This is a genomic window from Burkholderiales bacterium (genome assembly GCA_035518095.1).
Lineage (GTDB): Bacteria > Pseudomonadota > Gammaproteobacteria > Burkholderiales > JAHFRG01 > JAHFRG01.
In genome coordinates this window covers 28,650-42,373 of record DATIXX010000056.1, presented here as the reverse complement: position 1 = coordinate 42,373, position 13,724 = coordinate 28,650, and the positions used below count along the sequence as shown (strand labels likewise).

Sequence of the window (13,724 nt, the reverse complement as noted above, 5' to 3'; positions counted from 1 at the left end):
TTGGACAATTTACAAATTCCTCTTCTCGATTCGGGTTTATACTTCACTGCCCGGTTTTATGCCACCAAATGAGATCTAGGCGCAACCAAGTTTTGACGATTTCTCGCTTCACGCTGCTTGAGGCGCTGCGGACGCGCCTGCCGTGGCTGGTGCTGGCAACCATACTGCTGGCCGTTCTGGGAAGCTTGTTTGTCAAGCAAGTTGCTATTACCGAAACCGCCCGGCAACAAACCGCCTTTCTCGCCGCCAGCATGAGGCTTGCCGCGGTTTTTATCCTCGCGCTCTACATCAGCAGCAGCATGGTACGCGAATTTAACGACAAAGGACTTGAGCTTCTGCTTTCCCTGGATTTGCCGCGCGCCGCATACGCGGGGGGTAAGCTTTTGGGTTTCGCTCTGATCGCGTTCCTGATGGCCGCGCTCATTTGTCTGCCAATTTCTTTTCTCGCGCCGCTGCCAGCCGTATCACTGTGGGGCGCATCGCTGGCCCTAGAATTGTGCATCGTTTCCGCTTTGAGTTTATTTTGCACCATTACCTTTACCCAGATTATGCCTGCCACAAGCTTTGTACTCGCGTTCTACGTTCTCGCGCGCTCCATCGCAGCGATTCGATTAATAAGCGGTTCTGCGCTGCTTGATCAAGGCAGCCTGTCGCAGCAGGTGATGGTGTTCTTGGTCAACAGTTTGTGGCTCTTTCTGCCAAGCTTGAACGTATTTACCCAGACTGCTTGGCTTGTTAATCACGCTGAGTGGCGGATGTTTCTAACCATCGGGATACAGAGCGTGATTTATATCGGCTTGTTGATTGGCGCCGCATTATTCGATTTTTACCGCAAGGAATTATGAGCCTGCAACAACGTACGTTAAAGGCGGTGCCTAGATCCATTACGCTGGTTTTAATCGCGGGTTTAGCTTTGCAGCTCGCTTGGCAATATCACCAGCCGCGTCCGACTGCGAACGCGGAGGCGCTGGCTTTTCCTCCAGAAGGCAAAACACTTTTGGCGCTTAGTCTGGGCGAACCTATCGCTTTTTCGCAGCTAATGACGCTGTACCTGCAGGCTTTCGATAATCAACCCGGCATCAGCATTCCGTTTCGGGATCTCGATTATGATCGCGTCCAAGCTTGGCTTTCCAGAATACTCGAGCTTGACCCCGTTGGGCAGTATCCGCTGTTGATGGCCTCCCATATTTACGGCCAAGTGTCGGATACCGCGAAACAACGCAAAATGTTTGAATTCGTTTACCAAGAGTTTTTCAAGGACCCTGACCGACGCTGGCCATGGCTCGCGCATGCGGCGATCATGGCGAAGCACCGTTTGAAAGATCTGCCGCTTGCGCTGCGCTATGCGCAAGCTATCAGGAAATACGCCACAGGTCCGGATGTTCCGCACTGGGCGACCCAGATGCCGATCTTCATCCTCGAGGACATGGGCGAATTGCAAAGCGCAAAGATTCTTTTAGGCGGGCTGCTGGTGAGCGGCATAGTCACCGATCCCCACGAAATACATTTGTTAACGGAACGGTTGCAACAGCTTGAAAATGAGGAAAAATCGTCAGCGGTGCCGAAGAATTGACGATTTCATCTGGATTATGTTTTGGAGTCGCGATGTATTTCTGCGATATTGAAAAAATTGCATCAGATTTGATATATAGTGCGAAAAACCGCGCCAACATTGGCTTTGCGGCTAGACTTCACACAAGCTTGGCGCAATTAATCGCGCAGGCATAAATTTTGCGGTTAAGAGATTATTAGTTCGATTAAAAGGATCTAACCATGTTACGTAGAGAAGCCGGTTTTACCCTGATTGAGATGGCCATTGTGCTGGTCATTATCGGCCTGCTTTTGGGCGGTGTGCTAAAAGGCCAGGAGCTTATCACCAGCGCCCGGGTGAGAAACCTCATTTCCCAGCAAGATGGAATCAAGGCCGCTTTCTTCGGTTTCCAGGACCGCTACCGCGCCCTCCCAGGCGATTACCCTGGCGCGCTGGCGGCTGCCAATATCCCCAACGTCGCGGCGACCTTGGGCGGCAACGGCGACGGACAAATACTCAATACCGCCGGCGCCAACGAACAGACCATAGCCTGGGTGCATATGTCGCACGCGGGTTTCCTGACCGGAAGTTTCAATATGGCGACCGCGACCGATGCCGTCGCCCAGGCCAATACGCCGAACAACCCCTACAACGCGTACCTGCAAATCATCTACGACAATAATTACAGCATTGAAGTCGGCGACCCGGCAGCGTCCGCCCGTCATAATCTGAAGACAGGCAATCAGGTGCCGGTGGAAATCTTGACCGAAGTAGACCGTAAGATTGACGACGCCAATCCGGGGCGCGGCACATTCCGCTTCACCACCTACCTTGGAGCCGGAACCGCACCGACTGCTGCAACCTGTGCCGATCTGACGAACGGCGTCTGGCTCACCACCAGCGGGCAGACCAACTGCGGCGCCGCGAGCCTGTTCTAGCACGAACTGAAAAACCAAAAAAAGCCCGCGGCCAGCGGGCTTTTTATTTGCGCAAAATTCAGCCCTGCAGCAAGGTCATCTCGGCGGCAGCAAGGTTATCTTCGGTCCCCAGCAATACCATCACGTCACCGGCTTCGATGCGCGTCTCCGATGAGGGCGCTAGACCGCGGATATTTCCCTTTCTAACAGCCGTGACTTCAACGGAATGCCTTGCTAGATTGATTTCCCCGAGGGTTTTGCCCACTGCCGCCGCACCGGAACTGATTACCAACGATTGCAATCGCGGCTGCTGCTTACCAGGCTCAGTCGCGTCAGTGATGCCATGGTAAAATCCGTGAAACAGTTCGTAACGCCGCTCGCGGGTTTCTCTTATGCGCTTCAGTACGCGGTTTAGCGGTACGCCCAGCAACATCAGTGCGTGCGATGCGAGCATTAGGCTTCCTTCCATGATTTCAGCCACAACTTCGGTGGCGCCCGCCTGTTTGAGCCGGTCCAAATCGGAATCATCCACAGTGCGCACCAGCACCGGCAAATACGGTCGCACCTTCTGAACGTGGCTTAGGATTTTTAAGGCCAACTGCACGTTGGATTCCGCCACGACCAGCGCTTTGGCGCGCATTAATCCGGCAGCAACCAGCACCTCATGCCGGCCGGCGTCGCCATAGACTACCTGCTCGCCCGCCGCCGAAGCTTCCTTTACCCTTTGCGGGTCTAGATCCAGGGCGACAAACCGGATATTTTCCTGCTCCAGGAAGCGCGCCAAATTTTGTCCGCTACGCCCGTAGCCGCAGATGATGACGTGCTGCTCCTGCGCCATGGTCTGCACCGCAATGTTGTGCAGTTGCATGGCGCGATTCATCCATTCCGCGCCGCTGAAATGCAACACCAAGTGTTCGCTTTTCTCGATGATGAACGGTGCTGCAAGCATGGAAAGCAGCATAGCGGCAAGAACCACCTGCAGAACCGCAGGCGAGAGCAGCTGCACGCCTGCCGCCTGCCAGAGCAACACGAAACCGAACTCACCCGCTTGCGCCAGGCACAATGCGGTGCGTAGGGCAACCCCGGGGGGGCTGCCAAATGCGCGGCTCAGGCCTGCGACTAGAAGGGCTTTTAGTAACAGGACCAGGACCAGTACGCTGCTCACAGCAACCCAGTTCTGCAGCACGATCCTTACATCCAGCAGCATGCCGATAGTGACGAAAAACAGACCCAACAGCACATCGCGAAACGGCCTAATGTCCGCATCAACTTGATAACGGTACTCGGTTTCGGAAATCAGCATGCCCGCTAGAAAGGCACCCAATGCCAGCGACAGACCCGCTTTTTCGGTAAAAAAAGCCAAGCCCAGGGTAATCAGCAGCACGTTGAGAACAAACAGCTCGGATGATTTTTGCCGTGCCACCAGGTGAAACCACGCACGCATCAACCGCTGCCCAACAAAGAGAATCACTATCAGTACGACCAGGGCCTTCACTGCGGCAAAACCCAGTGCAACGGTCACGCGGCTTCCTTCCGCCAACGCCGGCACGATGATAAGAAGCGGAACAACTGCCAAATCCTGAAACAGCAGCACGCCGACGATTTGCCTACCGTGTTGCGTCGCGAGTTCGAGACGGTCTGCCAGCATTTTGCTGACAATCGCCGTAGACGACATCGCAAGCGCCCCGCCAAGCGCCAGACCGGCTTGCCAGTTCAGACCGACAGCGAGGCTACCGAGCATAACTATCAACATACTGCATCCAACTTGCGCCGCGCCCAGACCAAACACAGTGCGGCGCACAGTAAGGAGCTTTGGCAGGCTGAATTCCAGGCCGACGCTGAACATCAGGAACACCACGCCGAATTCTGCAAGGTAACGCGTCTCTCGCGCTTCAGGTATCCAGGACAACGCGTGTGGTCCGATGACAATGCCCACCAGTAGATAACCCAGCAAGGCGGGCAGCTTAAGATGACGGAACAGCACCACCACCAGGACCGCCGCGGCCAGCAATATCAGGACAAGTTGCAGCGTTGTGTGCATCGAAAACTTTTAATTTTGATCGAACCAATGATGCCGCAATGGGCACGAAATGCAAGTGGCGGTAACATGTCGGGCCGCTTTTATTCGAGTATGGTTGCTGCTATTCGGCACGAAAAAAACATGGCATCTGGAGGCGGCAGTATGAGCGCGCCGCTTAACAATGTTTCTAACGACAGTTTGCGCCCTTGCTGCTCCGAGCTGCGCGAGCCCGAGTCCGCAGCGCGTTCTGCTATACTGGTTACGATGGGCACCATGAAAAATCCCACCGCTTCAATACTGCCGCACGCGCTCAACCTGGGGCGGCAAGTGCTGGAAATCGAGGCGCGTGGCATTACTGCTTTAATCGAAAGGCTGGATCACAACTTTGCTCGCGCGGTTGAGCTTATGCTGCATTGTCGTGGACGTATCGTCGTCAGCGGGATTGGCAAATCAGGGCACGTCGCGAGCAAAATTGCGTCTACCCTGGCAAGCACAGGAACGCCCGCTTTTTTTGTGCATCCCGCGGACGCGAGTCACGGCGACCTAGGGATGATTACACAAGACGATGTGATGCTCGCGTTTTCCAACTCCGGAGAAAGCGGCGAGCTGCTCACCATTGTGCCACTCATCAAGCGCCGGGGTGCAAAACTCATTTCGGTTACAGGCAACTCCAAGTCGACGCTGGCACTCGAAGCAGATGTACACCTTGATGCCGCCGTCGCCGAGGAAGCCTGCCCGCTGGGGCTCGCGCCGACCGCGAGCACCACTGCGGCATTGGCTCTGGGCGACGCGTTAGCCGTGGCGCTGCTCGATGCACGGGGATTCGGCGCTGAGGATTTTGCGCGCTCGCATCCCGGGGGATCTCTTGGCAGAAAACTGCTCACCCACGTTCGCGATGTAATGCGCACCGGACCGGCGCTACCGGTCGTGCCTGAAAGCGCATCGCTTTCGGAAGCAATTCTGGAAATCTCAAAAAAAGGAATGGGCATGACTGTTATTGTCAATTCGCGGCAAGAAGTAGTGGGTATTTTTACCGACGGGGATTTGCGCCGAGCTCTGGAAAAAATTGTGGATATGCGTGAAGCCAAAGTGGCGCAAGTCATGACACGCGAACCGCGTACAGTCGATGCGGACAGTCTCGCTGTGGAAGCCGTGCAAATGATGGAGGAGCACAAGATTAATCAGCTTTTGGTGGTGGACGCCAAACAGCAGTTGACCGGCGCGCTCAATATGCATGACCTTTTCCGGGCCAAAGTCATTTGACGAGCTGTTCGCAATCAGCGGTTTCCTGATATGGAGGACGCGTTTGAAAAAGCCAAGCGTATCCGGCTCGCGATTTTTGACGTTGACGGCGTGCTGACCGACGGCAAACTTTTTATCTCGGATCGCGGTGATGAGTACAAATCTTTCAATACGCTCGATGGTCACGGCATGCGCATGCTAAAGCAAAGTGGCGTGGAGCTGGTTTTGCTCTCTGGCAGAACCTCCCGCAGCGTGGAAATGCGTGCGCAGAATCTCGGCATTGGTTTGCTCTACCAGGGTGTGGAAGACAAGCTTGAGATCTATTCCTCACTACTCAAAAAATTGAGACTTCATGCGGACGCAACGGCGTACGTCGGTGACGATGTGATGGACCTGCCGGTGATGCGTCGCTGCGGGCTCGCCATATGCGTGCCGGCGGCACCGGCGCTGGTAAAACAGCAGGCACATTACATCACGCAACAGCCGGGCGGTTGCGGAGCGGTACGCGAAATCTGCGAACTCATCATGCAGGCACAGGGAACCTTTCAGGCGCAATTATCTCGATATCTGAAATGAACAGCCGCCTGCTTACTTGGGTGCCGCTGCTGATGTTGCTGCTACTCGCGGCATTGACCTGGTGGCTTGACAGCAAAGTACAACCCCTGGCGCCCAAGCGCGACGGCAGCAGCCGCCACGACCCGGATTACATCGTGGAAAACTTTACCGCCACCCGCATGAGCAAGGATGGAACACCACGCTACATCCTCACTGCAAAAAAAATGGTGCACTACCCGGACGACGACACCACCCATCTCGAAGACCCCGTGTTCCGGCATGTCGAAGGAGGCAAACCCGAAATTGACATCAGCGCCAATCAAGCTCTGCTTACAAGTGGCGGCGAGGATGCTTACTTCACGGGGGACGTGGAGGTGGTGCGAAAGGCATGGAAAAGCGATCCTGAACTCAAGGCCTTCACCAGTTTTCTCCATGTCATACCGGACCAGGACCTGGCGAAGACCGACAAGCCTGTAACGCTAATTGAGCCGCATAGCATCGTCACCGCCGTTGGCTTAGAATTGAATACCGACACGCGGGTGCTAAAATTGCTATCCAATGTCAAAGGTCATTATGACAACCCCAGGTAATGCGGGCATTCTCATGCTCGCGGGTCTTTGCGCGTTATTTATTTGCTCGCCCGCGCTGGCCGAGCGGGCGGACCGTGATAAACCGGTTAATGTGGAAGCGGATAAAGTCAATGTGGACGACATTAAAAAGGTAAGCGTGTTTGAAGGCAACGTGGTCGTGACACAAGGCACGATTGTCGTGCACGCGAACAAAATGATCTTGCGCCAGGACGCCAACGGCTTCAATTCGGGCACTGCCTATGGCAATCCGGCGACGTTCCGTCAAAAAATGGAGGGCCGTGACGAGTATATCGAAGGCGAGGCGCAACGCATCGAGTACGACGGCAAAACGGAGAATCTGGAACTATTCGACCACGCCTACATTAAACGCGGTCAGGATGAACTACGCGGTAATTATATTTCATACAATGCGGTCACGGAATTTTACCAGGCATTGAGCGGCACGCAGCCTGCCGACGCCGGCCGGGTGCACGCCGTAATACAGCCCAGGGAAAAAGAGCCTAATCCGGCCGCCCCGGCCTTCCCGCAGACGCTGAAACCGTCTTCCAATCTTTCCTATCCGCCCAAGGAGTAAAAGTTAAAAGAAGCGAACGCGAACCGGCGTTCCAAGGGCTATTAGCGAATGGATATGAGTGAACTTAAGGCACAAGGGCTTAAAAAAAGCTATAGATCCCGCGCCGTGGTACGCGACGTTTCACTCGAGGTTCGCAACGGCGAGGTCATCGGTTTGCTAGGTCCCAACGGCGCGGGGAAGACTACGTGCTTTTACATGATGGTCGGTCTCGTTCCGCTCGACGGTGGCCGCATCACGCTGGACGAACTCAATTTAAGTCACATGCCGATCCATCGTCGCGCTCGATTGGGTTTAAGCTATTTGCCGCAAGAAGCTTCGATCTTCCGCAGGATGACCGTCGCCGAAAATGTACAGGCGGTCCTGGAACTGCAGAATTTCCAGCCTGACGAAATCGAGAACCGCCTAGACGATCTGCTGCACGACCTGCACATCGGCCATCTTCGCAATAATCCGGCGCTCTCCCTTTCGGGCGGCGAGCGACGGCGTGTGGAAATTGCCCGCGCGTTAGCCTCGCAACCGCGTTTTATCCTACTCGACGAGCCTTTTGCGGGAATCGATCCCATCGCAGTGCTCGATATTCAGATAATTATTAGCTTTCTCAAAGAAAAAGGAATCGGCGTGCTGATCACGGACCATAATGTTCGAGAGACGCTAGGAATCTGCGACCGCGCCTACATTATCAACGAAGGCTCAGTACTCGCTTACGGCAAACCTGATGAAATCGTTTATAATGAGAGCGTGAGAAAAGTGTACTTGGGCGAACATTTCAGGCTGTAAACAAACGATTGCGCTATGGTGGCGGCTTTAAAGAGCTGTTATCCGCAATAAAAATCCCGAAACCCCGAGAGAATGAAGCATACCCTACAGCTCAAGCTGTCGCAGCATCTGACGCTCACGCCGCAACTGCAACAGTCCATACGTCTTCTGCAACTCTCGACGTTGGAACTCAACCAGGAGCTGGAACGTTTTCTCCAGGAAAATCCCCTGCTCGAGCGCGATGACGAGGTCAATGACGAAACAGCACCGTCGTTGCCAGGCGGTGCCAATGCCGTTTCGCATGACGGAGCGACTGCAGGCGAGCCGCCCGGAGACGCCGCTTCCGAAAGGGAACCCGACGTCGACATGGCGGACGGACCTTGGCTTGAAGATGCCGGTTCCTACAGCTCGCGTGACGAGACGGAGGAAAGTGAATACCCGCAGATCGCGGCAGTTGCGCCCACCTTGCGCGAACATCTCAATTGGCAACTCAATCTCACCAAACTTGCCAACCGCGAGAAGAAATTAGTGTCGCTTTTGATCGATGCGCTCGACGAGGACGGCTTCCTGACGCAACCGCTTGAAGAACTCGTTTCGATGCTGCCCGAAGAACTGAGCGTAAGCCCGGAAGAACTTCAGACCGCGTTGCAGCAGCTGCAAAAACTCGAACCCACGGGTGTGGGTGCGCGTAACCTCGGTGAATGCCTCGCGCTGCAACTGGAAGCTCTGCCTGCAGATACTCCGTTCCGGACAGAAGCCCTCATAATCGTTACCCAACATCTGGATGTGCTTGCTGCGCGCGATTTCGGCAAACTGAAAAAAATACTGCATTGCGACGATATCGCTTTGCGGCAGGCGCAACACCTTATCACCAGTCTCAATCCCCGCCCGGGCGCCGATTTCGCCGCGTTAGAGACCCGTTATATCGTACCGGATGTCCTGGTCAAGAAAACCAAAAACGTATGGGTGGCGAGTCTGAACGTTGAGGCCATGCCAAAGTTGCGGGTAAACCGAATGTACGCGGATATCCTGCACCGCAATCGCGACGCAAGTTACCAGAAGCTCACCAGTCAACTCCAGGAAGCGAAGTGGTTGATCAAAAACGTGCAACAGCGCTTCGACACTATATTGCGAGTATCGCAGGCAATCGTTGACCGCCAGCGCCATTTCTTCGAGCACGGCGAAGTTGCGATGCGCCCTCTAGTACTACGCGAGATCGCCGAAGCATTGGATTTGCATGAGTCAACCGTATCCCGGGTCACCACGCAAAAATATATGCTCACGCCACGCGGCACTTACGAGCTGAAATATTTCTTTGGAAGTCACGTCACAACTGAAACAGGGGGCGCGTGTTCCGCAACCGCGATCCGTGCGCTAATCAAGCAGCTGGTAGCTGCAGAAAATCCGAAAAAACCGCTTTCCGACAGCCAGATTTCCGAAATACTCGGGCAGCAGGGAATCGTTGTCGCACGCCGTACTATCGCCAAGTATCGCGAGGCTTTGCAAATACCCCCCGTCAGCATGCGTAAATCTCTTTGATTAATTCCTATAATAAGATACGATGAATCTGCATCTCGGTGGCGATAGCTTACAGGTCGCCCCAGCAATCTGCGACGGCATCGGGTGCACGTTAGCCGGCTCCCTTCCTTTTTTGAACACGTGATTGACTTGGGCGGAATTCTGTATGTGCAAATATGGAAGCGGAACGGGGAGCGCAACGTGTACCCGGGCAGCAAGGATCACGTAGTGTTACGAGTGCGACGTGTACTTGGCGATTAAAACGCCGGCGGGCGAATTCCACCGGCAAATACTTAAACACGACAAAGAAGGTTCCGTCAACTGCTGCGATGGTGCTGACGAGCACCCGTGGTTGTTTGGAACTTGACGCACGCACTGTTTCTGCGCCGCATGGCCGGCCAATTTACGAAACTGCGAAAGCGCAAAGCATGAATTTGATAGGGAAAGTGCTCCCACCCTCGAATGTCATTCTCGACCTGGACGCGGGAAGTAAAAAGCGCGTATTCGAACAAGCGGGACTGCTGTTCGAAAACAATCAGGGAATTGCGCGAGGACAAGTGTTCGACAGCTTGTTTGCGCGCGAGAAACTAGGTTCGACCGGTTTGGGACAAGGCGTTGCCATTCCCCACGGCAGAATCAAATCGCTCAAAGAAGCGGTCGGCGCGCTGATTAGAATGAAAACCTCAATACCATTCGATGCCCCGGACGCCATTCCGGTTAACCTGATTTTTGTACTGCTGGTGCCGGAACGCGCCTCGGAACTGCACCTACAAATCTTGAGCGAGTTGTCTCAAATTTTCTGTGACAGGAATCTGCGCGAAGCCTTGCTCGCATGCCAAGATGCCTCGCAGGCCTATCAGCTTTTGAGCGAATGGCAAACCCATGCCCCAAGTGAGCGCGGCTCAGCTGTTTCAGGATAACTGCGACAGGTTGCTGCTTTCCTGGATCGCCGGGGATAAAAACCGGAGCCTGAGCAGCGACGACATTAGCCGCTCGTCCAAAGGAGTGGTCGGCCATCTCAATTTCATCCATCCCAACTGGGTGCAGGTACTGGACAGTGCTGAACTCCAATATCTGAGCAAGCTTGATCCGCCTTCCTTGGACCGAGCTTTAGAAAGCCTGTCCGCCAACCCGCCGTTTTGCTTCATTATCGCCGGCAATGCCGCAGTGCCGCCCACCGTGCAAGCGCTTGCTGAAGAGAAACGAATACCACTCATTCGTTCCGCCCAGTCCAGCCTGCAATTGATGAACGTTCTGCGGGTATATCTCTCCAAAGAACTGGCGGAATCTACCAATCTCCACGGCGTGTTTCTCGACGTGTTGGGTATGGGCGTGTTGCTGACCGGAGAAAGCGGCGTTGGAAAAAGCGAGCTCGCGCTGGAACTCATCAGCCGCGGGCACGGCTTGGTTGCGGATGACAGCGTGGAGCTTTACCACATAGCACCGGAAACGCTTGAAGGCCGTTGCCCGCCACTCCTTAAAGATTATCTTGAAGTGCGCGGGCTTGGCGTGTTGAACATCCGGACCATTTTCGGTGAAACCGCGGTGCGTCCGAAAATGAACCTGAAACTTATCACACATCTAGAACGACCAAAGGGATCCCATATTCCTGGACTGGAACGGTTGCCGCTCGGTGCCAGTTCCGAGAACGTGCTGGGCGTAAAAATTCGCAAGGTGACCATTCCTGTGGCGGAAGGCCGTAACCTGGCGGTGCTGGTAGAAGCCGCGGTACGTAACTATATCTTGCAGCTGCGGGGTATAGACAGCACCAAGGAATTCATCCAGCGCCACGAACAAATGATGGACAAGCCGCCGGACGGCAAGCAATGATTGGGGTTTTGATCTCGACGCCCGGTCGCCAGACAATATGCAGCTTATTCTGATCAGCGGCCTCTCCGGTTCAGGAAAAAGCATCGCCCTCAACGTTCTCGAAGATAGCGGATTTTACTGCGTCGACAATCTCCCGGCGAAGCTGTTACCCGATGTCACGCATTTCCTGCAGGAAGCAGGCTACTCGAGGGTTGCTGCAAGCATCGACGTCCGTAGCGGCGCAACCCTTAATCAGCTACCCCGGCATGTCGCGGAGCTGAAACGTCAAGGCATTGACGTGCGCTTGTTATTTCTCGAAGCGAAAAACGAAACTTTGATGAAGCGATTTTCCGAAACTCGCCGGCGCCATCCGTTAAACGACGATACGCACACGCTTTCGGAATCAATCCAACTGGAGCGCGAAAAGCTCGCCGACATCGGGGATTTGGCACAACACATTGACACCAGCGATCTCAACCCCAACGCGTTGCGCGGTTGGATCAAGGATTTGATCAATATAAATCGTTCGAGCTTGACATTGCTGTTCCAGTCGTTCGGCTTCAAAAACGGGATCCCGCTGGATGCGGATATGGTGTTTGATGTGCGCTGTCTGCCCAATCCGCATTACGACCCCGCGTTGCGCGAGCTGACAGGCAATGACGCGGCGGTAATCGAGTATTTGCAGAACAACAAAGATGTGCGCGGCCTGCTCGCCGACATCAGGCTGTTCATAGAAAACTGGCTGCCGTGCTACGCGCGCGACAACCGCGATCACCTAACCATTGCCTTCGGTTGTACCGGTGGGCGCCATCGTTCAGTGTATTTCGCGGAAACGCTTGCCGAGCATTTCCGCCCGAAAAATCAAGTGCTGGTCAGGCACCGGGAGCTCTGACAATTAGGGAATATACCTTCCTGATTCGCGTGGCAGTTTTTAACGGTGCCCCACGCTGTTCTACAATACGGGAGTGAACGCTCCGCCATGGCTGTAATGAATCCTGCTAAAACCGTTACTCTGGCGTTCACCGGCGCTTCCGGCATGCCGTATGGATTGCGCCTTCTGGAGTGCCTGCTACAAAGCGGCGCGAATATTTACCTGCTGTACTCTCAGGCGGCACAAATCGTGGCACAGCAGGAGATGAGCCTGGCATTGCCCTCCAAATCCAAAGAGGCCGAGACTTTCTTGCGCGATAAGTATCGCGCCAGCCCCGGACAGCTGCAGGTGTTGGGGCGCGAGGAGTGGTTTGCGCCGATCGCATCCGGCTCCAATCCCGGTACCGCCATGGTAATCTGCCCGTGCAGCATGGGGACGCTCGCAGCGGTCGCCGCGGGTCTGAGCGAAAACCTGATACAACGTGCGGCGGACGTCATGCTTAAAGAACGCCATACGCTGATATTGGTGCCGCGCGAGACCCCTCTTTCCGGCGTGCATCTCGAGAACATGTTGAAGCTCGCGCGCAGCGGGGCCGTAATTCTGCCCGCGAATCCCGGCTTTTACCACCGTCCGGCAGGCGTTCAAGACCTTGTTGACTTCGTGGTTGCGAGAATACTGGATCACCTCGGCATCGCCCAGAATTTAGTGCCGCGGTGGGGCGCCGGCGACTGACAGCACCGTTTGTATGGTGACGCGGGAAACCTTGTCGATTTTTCCGCTAGGTACGGTGCTATTCCCGGGCGGAGTACTCCCGCTCAAAATATTCGAGCAGCGCTATCTCGACATGACGGCCATCTGTTTGCGGGACAATCGGCCTTTCGGAGTATGCTTGATCAAGGAAGGAAACGAAGTCGGCGCGCCGGCTGTACCTGAGGCCACCGGCTGCACTGCGTCTATTATCGAATGGGATATGGAGCAGCTCGGCGTGCTGCGCGTCAGGACGGAAGGCGTGCAGCGTTTCCGCATCATCAACTGGCAGGTCGTAAAAAGCTGCCTTATCAGTGCCGACGTACAGATGCTTCCCAGGGATAAACAAATACCCCTTTTCCCCGAACTGCGCGAGTGCGCAAACGTGCTAAAGCGTGTTATCGAAAAAATGGGTACCGGGCATTTCCGATTGCCACTTAAACTGGATGAACCGTCCTGGGTGGGCTACCGGCTCGCCGAACTGCTGCCGCTTAAACTCAGCGAAAAACAAGAAATTCTCGAAATCGATGACCCGATTACCCGCATGCGGTTCATCCGCGGGTTCCTGGCGCAGCAAGGATTGCTGGATTAGCG

General features: G+C 54.9%; 15 protein-coding genes. 14 read left to right on the top strand and 1 reads right to left on the bottom strand.

Features of this window, described 5'->3' with window-relative positions; genetic code table 11:
- Nucleotides 1-92: 92 nt before the first annotated feature.
- The 3 genes from VLV32_09545 (at nucleotide 93) to VLV32_09535 (ending at nucleotide 2,469) form a co-directional block, all read left to right on the top strand.
- Nucleotides 93-845 (top strand): ABC transporter permease, encoded by a 753-nt coding sequence (locus tag VLV32_09545; GenBank protein HUL42127.1) that lies wholly within the window; start codon nucleotides 93-95, stop codon nucleotides 843-845.
- A complete protein-coding gene (locus VLV32_09540; protein ID HUL42126.1) occupies nucleotides 842-1,573 on the top strand; it encodes a hypothetical protein in 732 nt (243 codons plus the stop codon). Before VLV32_09545 ends, VLV32_09540 begins: the two co-directional genes overlap by 4 nt.
- 200 nt (nucleotides 1,574-1,773) lie before the next feature.
- Entirely contained in the window at nucleotides 1,774-2,469 is a 696-nt protein-coding gene (locus VLV32_09535) for a prepilin-type N-terminal cleavage/methylation domain-containing protein (protein HUL42125.1), read from the top strand.
- Nucleotides 2,470-2,527: 58 nt separating this feature from the next.
- On the opposite strand, the gene VLV32_09530 is transcribed toward VLV32_09535, so the two are convergent.
- On the bottom strand, nucleotides 2,528-4,489 hold the full coding sequence (locus tag VLV32_09530) for a monovalent cation:proton antiporter-2 (CPA2) family protein (protein HUL42124.1): 1,962 nt from the start codon (nucleotides 4,487-4,489) through the stop codon (nucleotides 2,528-2,530).
- A gap of 252 nt (nucleotides 4,490-4,741) precedes the next feature.
- Here VLV32_09530 and VLV32_09525 point away from each other — a divergent pair, with 252 nt between their 5' ends.
- The 11 genes from VLV32_09525 to VLV32_09475 all read left to right on the top strand — a co-directional run bounded on the left by VLV32_09525 (nucleotide 4,742) and on the right by VLV32_09475 (nucleotide 13,722).
- The gene (locus VLV32_09525) at nucleotides 4,742-5,731 is read left to right on the top strand and encodes a KpsF/GutQ family sugar-phosphate isomerase (GenBank protein HUL42123.1); all 990 of its coding nucleotides are present in this window, start codon (nucleotides 4,742-4,744) and stop codon (nucleotides 5,729-5,731) included.
- Between the two features lie 30 nt (nucleotides 5,732-5,761).
- Entirely contained in the window at nucleotides 5,762-6,286 is a 525-nt protein-coding gene (locus tag VLV32_09520; GenBank protein ID HUL42122.1) for an HAD-IIIA family hydrolase, read from the top strand.
- The gene (lptC, locus tag VLV32_09515) at nucleotides 6,283-6,855 is read left to right on the top strand and encodes an LPS export ABC transporter periplasmic protein LptC (GenBank protein HUL42121.1); all 573 of its coding nucleotides are present in this window, start codon (nucleotides 6,283-6,285) and stop codon (nucleotides 6,853-6,855) included. Before VLV32_09520 ends, lptC begins: the two co-directional genes overlap by 4 nt.
- Complete coding sequence (gene lptA, locus VLV32_09510; protein HUL42120.1) at nucleotides 6,839-7,429, top strand: lipopolysaccharide transport periplasmic protein LptA; 591 nt, start codon at nucleotides 6,839-6,841, stop codon at nucleotides 7,427-7,429. Before lptC ends, lptA begins: the two co-directional genes overlap by 17 nt.
- Before the next feature lie 48 nt (nucleotides 7,430-7,477).
- Entirely contained in the window at nucleotides 7,478-8,206 is a 729-nt protein-coding gene (lptB, locus tag VLV32_09505) for an LPS export ABC transporter ATP-binding protein (GenBank protein ID HUL42119.1), read from the top strand.
- A 72-nt stretch (nucleotides 8,207-8,278) separates the two neighbouring features.
- Nucleotides 8,279-9,724 (top strand): RNA polymerase factor sigma-54, encoded by a 1,446-nt coding sequence (locus VLV32_09500; GenBank protein ID HUL42118.1) that lies wholly within the window; start codon nucleotides 8,279-8,281, stop codon nucleotides 9,722-9,724.
- 407 nt (nucleotides 9,725-10,131) lie between these two features.
- Nucleotides 10,132-10,623, top strand: coding sequence for a PTS sugar transporter subunit IIA (locus VLV32_09495; protein HUL42117.1), 492 nt, complete (start codon nucleotides 10,132-10,134; stop codon nucleotides 10,621-10,623).
- Nucleotides 10,586-11,533: an HPr(Ser) kinase/phosphatase gene (gene hprK / locus VLV32_09490; GenBank protein HUL42116.1), complete on the top strand. Its 948-nt coding sequence runs from the start codon at nucleotides 10,586-10,588 to the stop codon at nucleotides 11,531-11,533. Before VLV32_09495 ends, hprK begins: the two co-directional genes overlap by 38 nt.
- A 37-nt stretch (nucleotides 11,534-11,570) precedes the next feature.
- Nucleotides 11,571-12,404: an RNase adapter RapZ gene (gene rapZ, locus VLV32_09485; protein HUL42115.1), complete on the top strand. Its 834-nt coding sequence runs from the start codon at nucleotides 11,571-11,573 to the stop codon at nucleotides 12,402-12,404.
- Nucleotides 12,405-12,500: 96 nt separating this feature from the next.
- Entirely contained in the window at nucleotides 12,501-13,115 is a 615-nt protein-coding gene (locus VLV32_09480; GenBank protein HUL42114.1) for a flavin prenyltransferase UbiX, read from the top strand.
- Between the two features lie 13 nt (nucleotides 13,116-13,128).
- Nucleotides 13,129-13,722, top strand: coding sequence for an LON peptidase substrate-binding domain-containing protein (locus VLV32_09475; protein ID HUL42113.1), 594 nt, complete (start codon nucleotides 13,129-13,131; stop codon nucleotides 13,720-13,722).
- Nucleotides 13,723-13,724: the final 2 nt, after the last annotated feature.

Coding starts and splice junctions, on each gene's coding strand:
- hprK (HUL42116.1), top strand. CDS start 10,586: ATGCCCCAAGTGAGCGCGGCTCAGCTGTTTCAGGATAACTGCGACAGG.
- lptB (HUL42119.1), top strand. CDS start 7,478: ATGGATATGAGTGAACTTAAGGCACAAGGGCTTAAAAAAAGCTATAGA.
- VLV32_09530 (HUL42124.1), bottom strand. CDS start 4,489: ATGCACACAACGCTGCAACTTGTCCTGATATTGCTGGCCGCGGCGGTC.
- VLV32_09540 (HUL42126.1), top strand. CDS start 842: ATGAGCCTGCAACAACGTACGTTAAAGGCGGTGCCTAGATCCATTACG.
- VLV32_09535 (HUL42125.1), top strand. CDS start 1,774: ATGTTACGTAGAGAAGCCGGTTTTACCCTGATTGAGATGGCCATTGTG.
- VLV32_09480 (HUL42114.1), top strand. CDS start 12,501: ATGAATCCTGCTAAAACCGTTACTCTGGCGTTCACCGGCGCTTCCGGC.
- VLV32_09475 (HUL42113.1), top strand. CDS start 13,129: ATGGTGACGCGGGAAACCTTGTCGATTTTTCCGCTAGGTACGGTGCTA.
- VLV32_09520 (HUL42122.1), top strand. CDS start 5,762: ATGGAGGACGCGTTTGAAAAAGCCAAGCGTATCCGGCTCGCGATTTTT.
- VLV32_09500 (HUL42118.1), top strand. CDS start 8,279: ATGAAGCATACCCTACAGCTCAAGCTGTCGCAGCATCTGACGCTCACG.
- lptA (HUL42120.1), top strand. CDS start 6,839: ATGACAACCCCAGGTAATGCGGGCATTCTCATGCTCGCGGGTCTTTGC.
- lptC (HUL42121.1), top strand. CDS start 6,283: ATGAACAGCCGCCTGCTTACTTGGGTGCCGCTGCTGATGTTGCTGCTA.
- VLV32_09495 (HUL42117.1), top strand. CDS start 10,132: ATGAATTTGATAGGGAAAGTGCTCCCACCCTCGAATGTCATTCTCGAC.
- VLV32_09525 (HUL42123.1), top strand. CDS start 4,742: ATGAAAAATCCCACCGCTTCAATACTGCCGCACGCGCTCAACCTGGGG.
- rapZ (HUL42115.1), top strand. CDS start 11,571: ATGCAGCTTATTCTGATCAGCGGCCTCTCCGGTTCAGGAAAAAGCATC.